Raw genomic sequence first — 16,083 nt, 5'->3', positions numbered from 1 at the left:
TGAGGGCGTAGGAACTCCCATCATCCCAGGTCAGCAGGCACCTCTTCCCATTTCCCCGTCCCCAGACCGACCTTCACGCGGTGGATCCAGGCTGATGCATCACGGCGTAGTAAAGGGAATGGACCAGATCGATGTGCTGGGCGGTGTGCCATATCTGGGAAAGATCGCGGTGCGCGAGCTGATAGGTGACGGACTCGTCCCCCCATATAGTGTTCTGCCTGCGGATACCCCAGAGCCCCAGAGCGATGGTCAGCGCCAAGGGCGCGATGACGACAACGGCTTTGGCCGGGCCCGGTGATTGCCGACGGGCGGGTACGGGAGGGGAAACCGTCGTGGCCACGGCGGGGGCACGTTCATCAAGGGACATCGGCGACAGGGCCTTTCAGCAGTGGCGAAGACACTCCGCCAGCGTGCCGGGACCTCGTTGACCGGTTGCTGACCCAACCTGACCGGCCGATCAGGAAGGCGGGCCGACGCTGTGCGAGGCTGCACCACATGCGCATCCTGGTGGTCGAAGACGAGGTGGACCTCGCCCACACCCTGCACACCGGTCTGACCGCCGAGGGCTACAGCGTCGACCTCGCCCATGACGGCCGACACGGACTGTGGATGGCCCGGACCGGCGAATACGCCCTCGTCGTACTGGACTTGATGCTGCCCGGACTCAACGGCTACAAGGTCTGCGCCCAACTGCGCCGGGAGGGCAACGCGACGCCCATCCTGGTACTCACCGCCAAGGACGGGGAGTGGGATCAGACAGAGGCCCTGGACACGGGGGCCGATGACTACCTGGCCAAACCCTTCTCCTACATGGTGCTCGTCGCACGGCTGCGGGCCCTGGTCAGACGAGCCGCCACGGTCGCCCCGCCCGTCCTCGCCGTGGGCGACCTCTCGTTGGATGTCGCCGGCCGGGTCTGCCACCGGGCCGGGACCCGGGTGGAACTCACCCCCCGGGAGTTCGCCGTGTTGGAGCTGCTGGCCCGCCGGGCGGGCCAGGCGGTCTCCAAAACGGATCTGCTCTATCACGCGTGGCCCGACGACGCCCAGGATCCCAACCTGGTGGAGGCGCGCGTCAGCGCGCTGCGCAAGAAGGTGGACGCCGCGTTCCAGCGGAAGTCCCTCCAGACCGTACGGGGTACCGGCTACCGGCTGGTGGACGACCGTGAACGCGACTGAGCCGCGACGCCGCTGGTGGCCGCGTTCGGTACGAGCCCGCACGGCCCTGGCCGCCGCCCTGGCCACCGCCGTTGTCCTGGTCGGCATCGGCCGGTGGGTGCACCAGGAGGTCTACCGCGAGAGCATGACCATCGCCGAAAACCGTGCCGAGGGGAATCTCGCCGCTCTCGTGCATCAGCTGAGGGATGGTTCGGTGCCCGGTCCCGCAAGCGCCGCGCCGTACGAGGTCGTCGCGACCGGCCGGCGCACCGCTGTCGCCTCCGGCGGAGCCATGCGGAACTTCGATCCCCGCGCCCGCCATGTGCTGCCCGCTCCACCCGCGCTCTCCGCCCCGACACCAAAGGATGACAGTGACCTCGGGGGCTATACGAGGTGGCCCCTGCGCATACCGGAGCGCCGCGACTACAACCCCGTGTACGGGTACGACTTGGCCGGCAAGACCTACTTGGTCTTGTACCACGACATCTGTGGCTGTGAACTGGGCAAGGACAAGGCAGCGGCCCTGGGCGTCACCGCCGACGCCACGCTGCGGGCCTATGTGGTGGTGCTCCCGGACACAGCCGAGGAGATCGCCGGCACCACCGACGACCTGCTGCTGCGGGCCGGTCTCGTCGGCCTTGTGCTGATCGCCGCCATCGCCTACTTCACCGTCCGCATCGCGCTGCGGCCGGTCGAGGCCATCCGCGTCCTCACCGCCTCGGTCACCGCGAACGACCCCCGCGAACGCGTCACCGTCCCCGCCACGGGACACGAGATCACCGCCCTGGCCACCACCATCAACACCACCCTCCAACGCCTCGACAACGCCGCCTCCCAGCAACGCCGCTTCGTCGCGGACGCCGCCCATGAACTGCGCAGCCCCCTCACCACACTGCTGGCCAGCCTGGAAGTCGCGCTCGCCTACCCGGAACGCACCGACTGGCCCGCCGCGGCCACCACCGCCGCCCGACAGACCCGCCGCCTCCAGGCCCTCGCCGAAGACCTGCTGCTCCTCGCCCGCCTCGACACCCGCACCCCCATAGCCGGCGAAACCGTCGACCTGACAGCCCTCGCCTCCCGGCTGGCCGAGCAATATCCGCTCACCGAACGACCGTTGACCCTCACCTGCGACAGCACCGCCCCCGCACACGCACACGGAAACCCCGACGAATACGAACGGCTGCTGCGCAACCTCATCGACAACGCCGCCCGCCACGCCGCACACCGCATCCAGATCACCATCCGGAACCAGGACGCCTGGGTCGTCCTCACGGTGCACGACGACGGACCGGGCGTGCCCACCGAGGACGCCGAGCGCATCTTCGAACGCTTCGTCCGACTCGACGACGCCCGCTCCCGCGACCACGGCGGCACCGGCCTGGGCCTCGCCATCGCCCGCGACCTGGCCCACCGCCACCGAGGCACCCTCACCCTCACCCCCCGGACCCTCGGAGCATGCTTCCAGCTACGCCTTCCCCAAGCCCCCGCCCCGGTCGAGAAATGACGCGCTTCACCGCGGCAGCCCTTCGGAACCAGAAGACCACCAGATGACCAGCCCACCGCCACTGCCGCAGAAACGATGAACCACTTCACCCGCCACCTGGCTGAGCCCGGCTGCTGTGGACCTCCACGGCCCGACCCGCGCATGGCTCGGAGATCACCGCCTGCCGCCACGACGACCTGGTCGGCCGACTCCGCACGGCCGCCTCGCCGCGATGGCCGACCTCGGCTTCGTCGGCCTCGACGGTGGTGGCGACGACAGCAGCGACCCGGCGGTCGTCACCGGCTACAAAAAGCCCAAGGGCAAGAAGCTCCCGTCCGCGAAGAAGCAGGCCAACCAGCTGATCGCCGCTGAACGAGCCGTCTGCGAACACGGCTTCGCACACCTGGAGAACTGGCGCGTACTGACCCGGCTCCGCCTCGACGTGAGGTGGGCCACCAGGTTCGTCCAGGCGACGGTGAGAGCGTGCCGCCGGTGCCGGCGCTCACGCGGGGCGCACACCCCGCCGCGCTCCTCCGCTGGGGTGAACCGGCAGGCAAACTGTCCTTCGGACCACTGGCCGAGTGCCTGTTTCGAGCTGTCATTGGTGGGGTCGCAGCGGTAGCCGGTGGTAGCGCGGGCGGTGTCCCGGGTGGAAGTGGCTGGTGGCGAGAAATGGTGACGGTGGCCTGACGTGTTTCCTAGGATCGGGCCTTGTGTTCTCCCCTCCCTCTTTTATCAGCGATGAAGCGGTCGTACGTGCGGTCGCGGCCCACTGGCTGCCTCAGGCTGCCCAAGTCGAATACCTGCCCTGGGGGTTCGGCGCGTATCACTGGCGGGTGTGTGGTGCCGGCAGGACTCTGTTCGTGACGTTGGACCAATTGGCGCCCCGGCATACCGCGACTTCGCTGGAGGCTGCTTATGCGGGGGCCGCCGCGTTGGCGGCCGGCGGTCTGGATGTGGTGTGTGCGCCGGTGCCTGCCCGGTCGGGGGGCTTTACCGTCGATGTCGGGCCCGGCGTGCTCAGCGTGACGCCGTGGCTGGACGGGCGGTCTCCGACCGGGGCGGAGGCCCGAGAGCCCCAGCATGTCCGTGAGGTCGTGGCCGCGCTGGCCGCTCTGCATCGGGCAGTGCCGCCGGACGGCTTGCCGCACTGGACTCCACGGGTGGGCCCGGAGTTCGCCGATGAGGTGCGCGTTCGCACTGCCCGGCCCTGGGCGTCCGGGCCCCTGGCGGAGAAGGCGCGGGGCGCGCTCGCCGCCCGCTGCGACGCGATCAGGCGCTGGACCGTTCGTTACCTGGAGCTGGCGGACATCGCATGGGCCCGCCGGGACACCTGGGTGCCGACCCATGGTGAGCCGCACTTCGCCAACCAGGTCAGGGGCGTGGGCGGACTGAAGCTGGTCGACTGGGAGTCGCTGGCTCTCGCGCCGCGCGAGCGGGACTACGCGGATCTGCTCGGCACGGCCGCCGGCGCCGGTCTGAACCCCGACCGGCGATGGTCGAGCTGTTCGCGCTCGACTGGCGGCTCTCCGAGATCGCCGAATACGCGCGTTGGTTCGCCGCGCCGCACACGGGCACCGACGACGATCGCACCGCATTGGCAGGGTTGTACGAGGAGTTGTCAGACATCACCGGATGCCCCTCGGCCGAGTAGCCGGGCGGCCTCCGCCTGGGTGCGGACGGCCGTCCGCGGGGCGCCGGTTGCGGCCGGCGCTGATGCCGGGGAGTCGGCCGTACCTGCGGCGCGCGGCGCCGTGCGAGCGCCCCGGGCAGCCCGTGACCGGCCCGTCCTGGGGAGCTGGCGGCTGGTCATCGGCGGATGGCCGCTGACACGCCGGCGGTGTCCGTATGCAGTCGGCTGGTGGGCCTCGCTGGCCGTGGCCGCACGCAGTATGAGACAGCCGGCCCGTTGGGACGGCTGTGAGTTTCTCGTTCTTGCCAGTCTCACCTGCCGCAGGTTGTTCGCCCTGTCCGTTCGAATCCATCGGTGCCCTGCCACGCCGTTGCGCTGCGAGCGGCGACATGTGGTGACGCTCGGTCAGGTGGTTCGAGTGGCGCCGTCCAGCCGTTCGAGATCTCCCGGACAGGCTCTGGCCTCACGAAACGGCCGGTTCGCCACGCCGTGGAGCAACGGCCGGTTGGCTACGTTGAGTTCCCAGGGGCGCCCCTGTCCGGTGAAGAACTCTCGACTGAGGAGCAACTGTCTTGACCGACCTCCTACTGCTCGCGGGCGGATCGGTGACGATGACCCACCACGTCACCGGCACCTACTTCATGTGCAACGACTGGCACGACGGTGTCGGCAACCACACCCAGACCTGGGCGCAGGATCCGTTTGCGAAGGACAACAACTCGCACCGGTGGTTCCTGGGGCAGAACGCCGACGGCACCGTGCGCATCGAGTCGTACGCCAACCACCGCTGCCTGACCGCAGGGGCCAACCCGCCGGACACCGTGACCCTTCAAGAACGCACGGACAGCCTCAACCAGCACTGGCGGCTGGTCTCCCACGCAGAGCGAGGCAATGACTTCTACATGGTCTCGGTCGTGCACCCGGCGCTACGCCCTGGCCATCGCCGACCATCTCCAGGGCAACGACCGGTTGGTAGGTCTGACCCGCATGTGGGGCGGACCCAACCTCTCCCAGCTGTGGCGGATCTACCCCTCCTCCGGGGACCAGGGCTGACCAGTGATGTCTCACCGTCACCGCAGGACCGGAACCGACTGCGGAAGAAGTCGCAGGCCGTCCGCATCGCCCCGGTCGCACTGAGCTGACGCGCACACCTGTGTGGTCGGCCGTGGCCCCTTCCGCCGCCCCGGCCTGACTCCGTCCGGCGACGCCGCCCCGCCCACCGGACCGGAGGAGGAGCGGCGTGGCCGGAGCAGGACCGGGTCAGGCCGGGGATGCCTGCTTCGCCGGCGCGGCGAGCGGAGAGCGCCGGCCTTGCTCCACCGCGCGCAGCTGCTGCCCGTCGACCTCCGGGTGCGCGGCGGGGAACGCGTCGACGGACGCCGTGGTGGAGAGCGCGACGTCGACGGCCCCGGCCCGGCTCGTGCCGAAGCGGACCTCGATCGACCGCGGCGAGCGGACCCATCCGAGTCGCACCATGTGTTCTGGAGTCGCCACGGTGCGCTTGGCTCGCTGTTCCGCTGAACCGGATCGAGGGCGCAGGGCACGAGCCCTGGTCGGAGCAGCCCGACGCTGTGTGTGCGCACCTTCGGCGATGTGTGCAAAGCACCGTGGGCGCACAGGGCTGATCGTCTCGGACGATGGTGTGATCGGCGCGGGGTTTCGTTCTGTCTGCCCGGGGGTCCAGGGGGTGCGCATGCGGTGTCCGGTGTCGGTCGCTGCCGCACACGGCGCCGCCGACGCAACGCGGCGGGCGCCCCAAGGCGGTGCCCCGGGTGCCCGCCGCTGAGCGGGCCGCATGTGTGCCGGAGGGGGAGTCGGGGACGCCGGCTGGCCCATATGACGGTCGTGTCGCACGCCGCGCGGTAGGCCCTCAACATCCGGCAAACTCGTAACGGTTCGGGCATCACCGGAGTTCAGACCGGGCCGACGCCGAAGTGGGTCACGTCGCTACATCACGATGTCGCCGCTCTGCACGATGTGACTGATGTGCTTCGGATCGGCGAGGATGCCGATATCGGTCAGCGGGTCACCGTCGAGCACGAGGAGATCGGCCTGCGCCCCCGGTTCGAGCGTGCCGATCTGCCCAGCCATGCCCACCAGTTCGGCTGCGTTCGATGTCGCCGCCCGGATGACGTCAATCGGGTCTTGGACTTGGGCTCGCAGCCGGAATTCCTGGTTCTGGTGCTTGTGCATTCCACCGAGCAGGTCAGTGCCGTACACCAGTTTCACACCGCCGCGCGCGGCGCGTTCAAGAGACGTGAGGCCCGCGTCGAGTACCTCGTCCACCTTCCGCCAATTGGCTTCTGGTAGTCCGTGGGCCATGCCTTCCTGCTTGAGTGCCCAGTACGTGACCAGCGTCGGCACCAGGTAAGCGCCCTGTTCGACGAACAGCTCTACGCTGTGGTCGTCGAGCAGGTTGCCGTGTTCGATGGACCGCACGCCGGCCCGCAGGGCGCGGTTGACGGCCCGTGCTGTGTAGGCGTGGGCCGCCACATATCGGTTCGCGGCCCGTGCCTCTTCTACGACCGCCCGCAGTTCCTCATCGGAGTACTGGGTGGAGTCGATGCGGTCGGTTGGCGAGGCGACGCCTCCGGAGGCCATCACTTTGATGTGGTGCGCGCCTTTACGCAGCTCGTCGCGTGTGGCGGCGCGCACCGCGTCGACGCCGTCGGCGATCCGGCCCAGCCCAGCGCAGCAGGGATGCTCGTCGTGGCGTTGCATGCCGCGGCCGCGGAGGTCTCCATGTCCGCCGGTCTGGCTGAGCGCTCGTCCGCAGAACAGCAGCCGGGGCCCTTGGATCAGGCCTTCGGCTTGTGCGTCTGCCAGTCCGTAGTCTGCCCCGGAGGCGTCACGGACCGTGGTGAAACCCCGGTGGAGCATATGCCCCATGATTCGTGCGCTGTGCGCGGTCACGTAGGACGGCGACAGTGTGGGTAGCGCGCCCAGGTCCGCGGTCAGCGCGGTGACGTGTACGTGGCCGTCGATCAGGCCGGGCATCACCACAGCCCCGTCCAGATCGAGGACCGAGGCATCCGGGGCGCTCAGGCTGGGTCCGGTCTCCACGATCTGCCCGTCGGCGCAGCGAAGGTCGCCCTCAAGGTATTCGCCGCTGGTCACGTCGAGCAGCAAGGCGTTCCGCAGCAGCAGGGAATTGGTCATGTCCGATCTCCAGCCCGTTTGAAGATGGCGTGGAACAGGTGCTGTGAAAGGAGTCAACGACCTGACGACGGACTTGGTGCCGTACCTGCCTGCGGTATCGAAGGCATCGGGCGCCTACGTGGCTGAGCTGTGCCGGCCAGCAGCGCCGACGCCCGTACGGCCCCGACGGGTCGGCCGTGTCCGAGGACTGGGGCCTCGGTAAGCGTGTTCAGCAGCGGATCGGCGTCGACGTCGACGCCGATGTGGCGTAGTGCGGCGGTCATGACGACGGGCAGCGGCCGTGCCCCACCGTCGGCGATCTTGAGGGCGACCGCGCTGCCGTCAGGCAGGGCGAGGGCGTATACGCCCTCGGCACCGTCCTTGGCGACGGCGCCGGGCAGGGCTCGCATGAGGGTGGTGACATCGCGGCCGGTGCCGCCGACGTATTCGGGATGGGCGTTCATCGCTGTGGCGACCTGCCGCTCGTGGCTGCCCGCGGGGGCGGTCGCGATCCTGGCGAAGGCACGGGCGAGTCCGGTGAGGGTGAGCGCGAACAGGGGCGCACCGCAGCCGTCGACGCCGACCGAGACCGACTTCTGCCCGGCGAGGTCCTCCAGGGCGTCGCGCAGGGCGAGTTGGAGAGGGTGATCGGGATCGAGATAGTCCTGCACGGGCCAGCCTGCGGCCCCGCAGGTGGCGAGCATCGCGGCGTGCTTGCCCGAACAGTTCATGGTGATACGGCTCGGTCCGAGCCCGGCAGCGAGGTGCGCGGGCTGTGCCGTGGCGCCGATGGGCAGGGCGGGGGTGCACCGCAGGGCGTCTTCGGTCAGGCCCGCTCCGGCGAGGATGCGGCGTACGCCCGCCAAGTGGAAGGCCTCGCCTGAGTGGCTCGCGCAGGCAAGGGCGAGAAGCTCACCGTCGAGGGCGAGCCCCGCGCGGAGCATGCCCACGCCCTGCAGAGGCTTGTTGCAGGAGCGCGGATAGATCGGAGCGTCGACGGGGCCGGCGGCCAGCACGGTGGTGCCATCGCTGTCGAGGACCACGACCGCTCCGTGGTGCACGGACTCCAGGAAGTCACCGCGCCGGACCTCGGCGAGCACGGGATACGGCTCCTGCGCTGCCGGTGAGGGAGGAGCGGATTCCTGAGCGGTGGTCATGCGCGTCCCTTCGTCGGGTGTCCATGGTGTTCACATGCGGACCGCTGCTGCTGCGGTGCTCGCGACCACGCTGGTCACGGCACCGGTGCCGGGCAGTTCGAGGAACTGCGCCCGATTGATCCCGGGCCAGGGACGTCGGGCAGCGTGCGTCGGCCATGTGAGACTTCTTCCGGGTTGAGAGTTCTTACGGCTGGTGTGCATGCGCGCGGTAGTCCGTTCGTTGCCTCATTCCTGGCGCACTGCCAGGGCGAGCGCGGTCGCGGTCTCGCCGTGTGTCAGCTCTCGGGCGGGCGGCGTGAGCACCACCGTCCCGTCCACGCCGGACAGTTGACGATGACACCGCACGGCGATCTGCGGCTCCGAAGGAGCCCGCCCTCGCCCGTCAGCTTGGTCCTCTGGCCTCGGCCCGGGCGGCCAGCCGGCCGTTCAACTGGCCGACCAGGGCATCCCGCCCCACCCTGCGGTCTGCCCCTTCCCTCATGGCCGCAGCCGAGACGGTCGCGTCTGTCATCGGGCACTGTCGACTGTGCAGCCCCCGCGGCGCGGCCAATCATGACGTTGTCCGGCCGCCGGAGTCAATCGATCGGCTCGACTGATTATGAGCTTCCGTCGAATGCCTTGACTCATTCCGTAGCTCGTGTGACTGTCTCTGGCCATGCGAGACATTGACTTCGCCGCCGAGATCCTCTCCGAGGTGCAGAGTCCGGTGGACCGTGCCTACCGCTACATCTCCGGGTTGATCGACCTGAAGCAGGTGGCGCACGGTGAACTACTCCCGCGGGCAGACGTGCTCGCCAAGCGCATCGGCGTGAGCCGCGACGCGGTGCTTGGCGCTCTGAACCTCTTGCAGCAACACGGGTTGGTGCAGGTCGGGATCGGCCGGGCGGGCGTGCGGGTTGCCGAGCTGGTGGGAGAGAGCCGGGACGCGCGGGTGCTGTGGCTCTGTGAACACCGGGAGGTGATCGCGGACATGGCGACCTTGCGCTCGCTCGTCGAACCGGGCCTGATGCGGCTTGTGGCTGAGCGTGGGCTGAGCGAGGCGTTGATGGCCGAGGCGCAGCACCATCATGAATCGATGTGCCAGAAGACGGGGAGTCAGGAAGCGGCCGACGCCGGCTTCCATCGCGCGTTGATCGCGGGGGTCGGCTCGGAGCGGATCGAGCGGTTGTCGCTGCTCGCCCGACGGTGGGTTTCGCCGGCTTTCGATCTGATCCCGTGGGCACCCAACCGTGGCGCACAGAGCAACAAGGAGCACGCCGAACTGCTGGAAGCCATTGCCACCAGGAACCCGCAGCGAGCGGAGGAAGTGGCGCGGCAGCACTTGGCGGCATCCACCACCCGAATTCACCAGTTCCTGGAAAGCCTGGATATTACGCCACCCCGCGAGGAGCAGAACAACCAGGCCTGATCCTGTCCAGGTAGCTGGCCCACACATCTCTCGAATTCCTTGATCCGCTGCCGTTTCGGTATGCCGGAAGGAACTGACGTGTCCCCATTTTCCGTCAGAATTGCCCGTCCTGCGCATCCGCAGAACCGTCGATCGGTGAAATCCCGAGGGCGCGGGACATGGGTGCTGCGCATCATGATCACCGTGTGTCTCGCCTGCTTGGCTCTGACGTCGTGCGATTTTCGCGGCTTGCGGTTCTCGCAGGATCACAGGTTGGAAATCACTTCACCCAAAGACCGAAGCACTCAGACGGTTCCGGCCAAACTCTCGTGGAAAATATCCGGCTTCGCTGTTTCCCGACCTGGTGATCCGGTGGCGGCTGACGCCGGCTATTTCGTGGTGTTTCTCGACCGGCCGCCGATGGGCAAGGGATCACGGTTGAGCGACATCGGCCGGAGTGATCCGCAGTGCCGTGCGGAGCCCGGCTGTCCGAACGCGGAATACCTGGCTCAACAGAACATCTACCCCACCCGGTCGTCCGAGGTGAGCCTCGCATCGTTTCCGGTTCTCGGGGGCGACCAGACGATGCACACCGCCTGGGTGATCCTCGTCGATTCCGAAGGCCGCCGTACCAGCGAATCGCAGTGGAAGGTGACGTTCGGTGTCCGCCTTCCCGGAGAGGACGGGTCATGACCGCGCACACCTCACCGGGCGACAGCCCAGGCAATGCGCACCCCGAGGTGCGGAGCCGGAAGGACGCGTCAGCACAGGACGGCACGCTTGACGAGGTGACGACCGTCGCCGCCCGACTGGTCGGCCGGGCACGGGAGTTGTCGGGCATCGGCGGCGAGGCCGATACCCGATCCTTGCGCAGCGCGGCCCACGCTTACGGTGTATCGCTCTATCCGTTGGCGGCGATTTTCTGCGTGGCGCTGGCCCAGACTTTGAACAGCGTCGCCTTGGGAGGCGGAGCCGGCGCCGTGCTCCAACCGGAGATCGCCGCGACGCTCGGTGTGGGGCCCTCGTTCTTCGTGCTCACCGGGACGGTGGGCCAGATCGGGTCACTGCTGGTGCCGCTCCTGGCCTCACAACTGGTGCGCAACCGGCGGATCCGGGCCGCGATGCTGGTCGTCGCGGGGCTCGTCTGGGCGGTTGGCACGATACTGGCCGGTTTCGCCCCGTCAGTGGTGTGGCTGGCGGCGTTCGTCGCGGTGGACACCGTCACCAGTGGCGTCCAGACGACGGTGGAGATGCCGCTGCTGCTGGACTGCTATCCGCCGCGCATGCGGGTCCGGGTCATCGCCGCGCTGCGTTCAGTCGTGTACGGCGGGGCGATGCTGACGCCGGCGATGATCGCCGTACTGGCCGGGCCCTTGAACCTGACCTGGCGTGGGATCTACCTGGTCCTCGGTGGCGTGACGGTGCTGCTGGTTCTGATCGCGGTACGGCTGCGGGATCCGGGCTACGGCCGATGGGACGCGCGTGCGGTGGCCGGTGCCGCGCGGGAGGCGCTCGGTGTCCGCAGCGAGGACGACACAGGGTCCGATACGGCGGCCGCGGACCGTGGCGGATCGCCGTCGGCTCAGTCGGGCGCGTTGCGGCTGGGCGCGGTGTACCGCCGGCTGTGGACCATCCGGACGCTGCGGCTGTCGATGCTCGGCGCGATGGTGTCGGCGACGACGGGGCCGGTGGCGATCTACGTCGCGTTCCTCTACGAGCAGCGGTTCGGATTCGACACCACCGAGCGGGCGCTGATCGGGTCCGCCGCGGGTGCTGTCGGTCTGGTCTCGCTGTTCTGTTTCGCCAGGCTCGGCGACCGGCTGTTCCAGCGTGACCCGCGGATCATCTTCTGGGGATCGGCCGCACTGTCGGTGGTCGGGATCTGCTCCACCATCGTGCTCGCGGTGACTACGTCGGCGCCGGTGGCGATCGGCGCCAGTCTGGCGACCGCCGCGTTCAGCGGGCTGATCGGCCCCGCCGCCACGCTGGGCGGTATCGCCATCATCCCGGCGCATCTGCGCCATTACAGCGGCGCGATCTATGCGATCTTCTCGGTCGCCGGCTACGCCTTCGGCGGGGTGATGCTCTCCGGGATCGGTGAGCAGTTCGGGTTGACCGCTGCGCTGCTTGCGGTGTCCGTGCCGTCGCTGGTGGGCGCCTTGCTCTCCGGTCTCGCCGGGCGCCACTACGTCGCCGACCTGGACCGGGCGAACACGGAAGTGATCGAGGACGAGGTGATCGCCGCCACGGTCCGGGAGGGACGCCGGCCACCCCTGCTCACCTGCCGCGGGATCAACTTCTCCTATGGCACCCGCCAGGTGTTGTTCGACATCGACCTGACCGTCGAGGAGGGCGAGATGGTCGCGTTGCTCGGGGTGAACGGCGCGGGAAAGTCGACGCTGCTCAGGCTGATCAGCGGGCTCGCTTTCCCGGACTCCGGAACGGTGCGGCTGGAGGGCCAGGCGATGACCTACACCGACGCCGAGCTGCGGGCCCGCGAGGGCATCGTTCAGGTTCCCGGCGGGCGGGCGGTCTTTGAGGACCTCACGGTCGCGGAGAACCTCCGGTTGTTCGCGCACAGCCTGGGGAGTGACCGGGATGCCGTCGACCGAGCCTTGGAGGAGTGCTACCAGCGGTTCCCGACCTTGCGTCAGCACCGCGACCGGTCCGCCAGGCTGCTGTCGGGGGGCCAGCGGCAGATGCTGGGGCTTTCCCGGGCATGGCTCACCAAGCCGCGCCTGCTGCTCATCGACGAGCTCTCGCTCGGGTTGGCGCCCAAGGTCGTCGACGAGCTGATCGACACCCTGCGGGCGATCAACGCCCAGGGCACGGCCGTGGTGATCGTCGAACAGAGAATCGACACCGCCCTGCAGATCGCCCGGCATGCCTACTTCATGGAACGCGGCCGGATCCTCTTCGACGGCCCGACCGCCGACCTGGCGACCCGATCCGACTTGCTCCGGGCCGTCTTCCTGAGCACGGACGAACCGTCCGCCGACGAAGTTCTCGCCGTAGGTGACCAGACCCGAGTGGACGGAGGAAGGCCATGACCCCGCCCCTGACAGACGACGACCACGGCCGACCCGACGCGGAAACCTCGCCGGTTCCCGACGACGGCGGCCCCGACGGGTCCGGTGAGGGACCCAGAGCCGGACGCGGGCGCTGGGCCCTGCCGACAGCGATCGTTGCTGTGGCGGTCCTGCTCGCCTTCGCGGCGTTGCGACTCGTCGGGTGGCAGGCGCCGACTCCGGTCCTGGCCCTCGGTGTTCTGCTCGGCGTGCTCTACGGGGTGCTCGCCGTCGGGCTGATACTGATCTTCCGAACCAGCCGGGTGATCAACCTGGCGATCGGCGCGTTCGGCACTTTCGCGACCAGCGTCTACTACCTGCTGGCGGTCTACGCACAGCTGCCGTTCGTCGTCGCGTTCCCGGTCGCGCTCGTCGCCGGAGCGGCAGTGGGGGCCGGGACCGACATGATGATCGTCCGCCGGTTCGCCCACGCACCACGGATCCTGGTGATGGTGCTCACCCTCGGGGTGGCCGTTCTGCTCAACTCGCTTGCCGCTCCGCTGGTGCAACTCGGCCAAGCGTCGGCCAACCGATCCGGCACGGCGAACGCTACGCTGCCGTCCGGCGAGCCGTCGTTCCTCCCAGCACTCACGATCGGTGACCTACGGGTGCCGCCGCGCCAGGTGCTCCTGGTGATCATCACGCCGCTGCTTCTCGGCTGGCTGGTCTGGGCGTTGCTGCGCACCAGGGCCGGTCTCGCCGTGCGGGCGGTCGCGGGCAACAGTGAACTGGTGCAGCTGGCCGGCATCCGGGCACGGGCGGTGACCACCGCGGTCTGGGCGCTGTCGGCGGCAGTCGCCGCAACGGCCGCCGTCCTCGGACCCGTTCAGTTGTCCACCGGAGCTGATACCTCCGCGAACCCGTACACCTTGGTGCTCCGTGCTCTGGTCGCGGCGGTGTTCGCGCGGATGCGCTCACTGCCGCTCGCGTTCGGGATCGGCATCAGCATCGGGGTCGCGGAGCAGGTCCTGCTGTGGAACGACGTCCGTCTGGTCTGGCTGGACGGCGCGATCCTGGTGGTCCTGCTGCTCGACGCGCTGTTGACCAGGCGAGCGCTGGGCCGGAGCGCGGACTCCGGCGAGAGCGGCGGCTGGACACTGGTCGCCGTCGACACCGGCTGGCCGGCGCCCTACCGATCCATGCGCTCGGTTCGAGCGCTGCGGATGATCGTCGGTGGTGGACTTGTCGTCCTGGCGGCGACCCTCCCGATGTTCACGTCCCAGCTCACGGTCCAGACACTCACCTCGGGGTGCGGGTTCGCACTCGCATGCCTGTCGGTGTACGTGCTCGCCGGCCTTTCCGGTCAACTCTCGCTGGGACAGTTCGCGGTCGCCGGAGTCGCAGCGGTCACTTCGGTAGTCGTACTCGCCCGGACCGGCGCGTTTCTGATCTCCTTGCCTGCCGGGATCGCGGCCGGTGCGGCGACAGCGGCCCTGACCGGAGTCTTGGGCGTGCGCCGGCCGGGAACCGCGCTGGCGGCGCTCACCCTGACCGCTGCCGGACTGGTGCCGACCGTGCTGCTGGCGCCCGCATGGGGTTTTGGCACGGGCCGTACGCCGGGGCTGCCGCTGATCGCCGGGAAGGCCCCTGGCCCGACCGCGGTGTACCTGGCCTGCCTGGCCGTGTTGCTGGTCTCGGTGTTCGCCGTGCACCGGCTGCGTCACGGGCGGCGTGGCCGGGCGATGCTGGCCGTTCGGGACAACCCGACACTGGCTCGGGCGTTCGGCGTGCGGATCGCCCGGACCCGGATGCTCGGCTTCGTGCTCGCCGGCACGCTCGCCGCGCTCGGCGGGATCCTGCTCGCTCACAGCTCGACCGTCGTGACATCGGACCAGTTCGCCCAGGACCTGTCGGTCAAGGTGGTCCTCGCTGTCGTAGTCGGTGGCATAGCCAGCCTGACCGGCGCGCTGATCGGCAGCCTGTGGCTGTTCACCGTGCCGCAACTGGTCCCCGGCGCGGGCCTCGCCACCTCGGCGACCTCGGTGGGCGGCTTGCTTGTCCTGATGTACTTTCCGGCGGGGATCGGCCCTGCTCTGACCAGTGGCCGCAACTACCTGCTCCGCCTGCTCACTTCCGTCCGGGAGCGTCGAGCTGCCGGTGCGGCGGACGAGAGCGAGCCGCGAGCCGACCACGGCAAGCCCACCGGTGCTGCCGCCCGGACAGCGCGGCCACAGCCGGACGGACACGGTGCCGGCACCGGTCAGCTGTCGCTTTCCGGCGGGACCGGCCGTCGGGTCGGACCGCAGTCCGAGCGTAGGGAGTCGGGCGAGCCGCTGCTCGAGGTATGCGGGGTGGGCAAACAATTCGGCGGCCTGGCCGCTGTGTCCTCCTTGAGTCTGTCGGTGCGGCCCGGGGAGATCACGGCGCTGATCGGTCCCAACGGCGCGGGCAAGACAACGGTGTTCGACCTGATCAGCGGCTTCGAACCGGTCACCACGGGGACGGTGCGCTACGCCGGCGAGGACATCACGCGGCTCCCTCCGGACGAGCGGGCCAGACGTGGCCTGATCCGCTCGTTCCAGGAACCGCTGCTGTTCCCGACGATGACCGTCAGCGATGTGCTGTCGGTGGCGGCGGAGGCCCGGCTGAGCAGGCGCCGGGACCGGCAGGCGGCGGTCGAGGCGGGGCTGGACTACTACGGTCTTGGCCGGTATCGCGACCACCGCACCCGTGAGTTGTCCGTCGGCACGCGGCGAATCGTCGAACTGGCGGCGATGCACACGCTCAGCCCGAAGCTGCTGTTGTTGGACGAACCGTCCTCCGGCATCGCCCAGCGCGAAACCGAGGCGATGGCAGGTGTCTTGCAGCGGATGCGGGCCGATCTCGGACTCACCATTGTGCTGATCGAACACGACCTGCCGTTGGCCTTCGGCATCGCCGACCGCGTCGCGGTGCTGGTCCAGGGCCAGTTGCTCACCCATGGCACCCCGGACCAGGTGCAGGCCGATCCGGCAGTCGTTGACGCATACCTCGGGACACGGTTCGAGCAATCCGCCACATCGTCAGACCGCGCCCCGGCCTGACGCCGCGTCGGCCGACTCCAAACGACCGGAAGGGAAGGG

The 16,083-nt window shown here is 69.2% G+C and carries 13 protein-coding genes and 1 pseudogene; 10 read left to right on the top strand and 4 right to left on the bottom strand.

Translation table 11 applies throughout. From position 1 onward, the window contains the following. Window positions 1-73: 73 nt before the first annotated feature. Window positions 74-367: a hypothetical protein gene (locus ABT245_RS32020; protein WP_351740331.1), complete on the bottom strand. Its 294-nt coding sequence runs from the start codon at window positions 365-367 to the stop codon at window positions 74-76. A 128-nt stretch (window positions 368-495) separates the two neighbouring features. On the opposite strand from ABT245_RS32020, the gene ABT245_RS32015 reads away from it, so the two are divergent. From ABT245_RS32015 to ABT245_RS31990, 6 genes and pseudogenes are all read left to right on the top strand, one after another. Further along, window positions 496-1,176, top strand: a complete 681-nt coding sequence (locus ABT245_RS32015; RefSeq protein ID WP_351740329.1) for a response regulator transcription factor — start codon at window positions 496-498, stop codon at window positions 1,174-1,176. Next, window positions 1,163-2,659 (top strand): sensor histidine kinase, encoded by a 1,497-nt coding sequence (locus ABT245_RS32010; RefSeq protein WP_351740327.1) that lies wholly within the window; start codon window positions 1,163-1,165, stop codon window positions 2,657-2,659. The genes ABT245_RS32015 and ABT245_RS32010 overlap by 14 nt, the downstream gene beginning before the upstream one ends. 211 nt (window positions 2,660-2,870) lie before the next feature. Then, window positions 2,871-3,260 carry a transposase family protein gene (locus ABT245_RS32005; protein WP_351740324.1) on the top strand — a complete coding sequence of 130 codons (390 nt, stop codon included), beginning with the start codon at window positions 2,871-2,873 and terminating at the stop codon, window positions 3,258-3,260. A gap of 40 nt (window positions 3,261-3,300) precedes the next feature. After that, window positions 3,301-4,035: pseudogene (locus ABT245_RS32000) on the top strand (phosphotransferase); the annotation flags it as partial. Window positions 4,036-4,133: 98 nt separating this feature from the next. Then, window positions 4,134-4,292, top strand: a complete 159-nt coding sequence (locus ABT245_RS31995; RefSeq protein WP_351740349.1) for a hypothetical protein — start codon at window positions 4,134-4,136, stop codon at window positions 4,290-4,292. A gap of 551 nt (window positions 4,293-4,843) precedes the next feature. Continuing rightward, window positions 4,844-5,413 carry an RICIN domain-containing protein gene (locus ABT245_RS31990; protein WP_351740346.1) on the top strand — a complete coding sequence of 190 codons (570 nt, stop codon included), beginning with the start codon at window positions 4,844-4,846 and terminating at the stop codon, window positions 5,411-5,413. Between the two features lie 118 nt (window positions 5,414-5,531). On the opposite strand, the gene ABT245_RS31985 is transcribed toward ABT245_RS31990, so the two are convergent. From ABT245_RS31985 to ABT245_RS31975, 3 genes are all read right to left on the bottom strand, one after another. Then, a complete protein-coding gene (locus ABT245_RS31985; RefSeq protein ID WP_351740321.1) occupies window positions 5,532-5,747 on the bottom strand; it encodes a hypothetical protein in 216 nt (71 codons plus the stop codon). A 471-nt stretch (window positions 5,748-6,218) separates the two neighbouring features. Next, entirely contained in the window at window positions 6,219-7,430 is a 1,212-nt protein-coding gene (locus tag ABT245_RS31980) for a metal-dependent hydrolase family protein (RefSeq protein WP_351740318.1), read from the bottom strand. A gap of 53 nt (window positions 7,431-7,483) precedes the next feature. Then, window positions 7,484-8,566: an asparaginase gene (locus ABT245_RS31975; RefSeq protein ID WP_351740315.1), complete on the bottom strand. Its 1,083-nt coding sequence runs from the start codon at window positions 8,564-8,566 to the stop codon at window positions 7,484-7,486. Between the two features lie 655 nt (window positions 8,567-9,221). On the opposite strand from ABT245_RS31975, the gene ABT245_RS31970 reads away from it, so the two are divergent. The 4 genes from ABT245_RS31970 to ABT245_RS31955 all read left to right on the top strand — a co-directional run bounded on the left by ABT245_RS31970 (window position 9,222) and on the right by ABT245_RS31955 (window position 16,044). Continuing rightward, a complete protein-coding gene (locus ABT245_RS31970) occupies window positions 9,222-9,974 on the top strand; it encodes a FadR/GntR family transcriptional regulator (protein ID WP_351740312.1) in 753 nt (250 codons plus the stop codon). Window positions 9,975-10,052: 78 nt separating this feature from the next. Then, a complete protein-coding gene (locus tag ABT245_RS31965; protein WP_351740310.1) occupies window positions 10,053-10,646 on the top strand; it encodes a hypothetical protein in 594 nt (197 codons plus the stop codon). Continuing rightward, the gene (locus ABT245_RS31960; RefSeq protein WP_351740307.1) at window positions 10,643-13,003 is read left to right on the top strand and encodes an MFS transporter; all 2,361 of its coding nucleotides are present in this window, start codon (window positions 10,643-10,645) and stop codon (window positions 13,001-13,003) included. Before ABT245_RS31965 ends, ABT245_RS31960 begins: the two co-directional genes overlap by 4 nt. Then, window positions 13,000-16,044 carry an ABC transporter permease subunit gene (locus tag ABT245_RS31955; RefSeq protein ID WP_351740304.1) on the top strand — a complete coding sequence of 1,015 codons (3,045 nt, stop codon included), beginning with the start codon at window positions 13,000-13,002 and terminating at the stop codon, window positions 16,042-16,044. The genes ABT245_RS31960 and ABT245_RS31955 overlap by 4 nt, the downstream gene beginning before the upstream one ends. Window positions 16,045-16,083 lie beyond the last annotated feature (39 nt).

Source organism: Streptomyces sp. NPDC001508, assembly GCF_040298665.1.
Lineage (GTDB): Bacteria > Actinomycetota > Actinomycetes > Streptomycetales > Streptomycetaceae > Streptomyces.
This window is presented reverse-complemented; position numbering and strand designations above follow the sequence as displayed.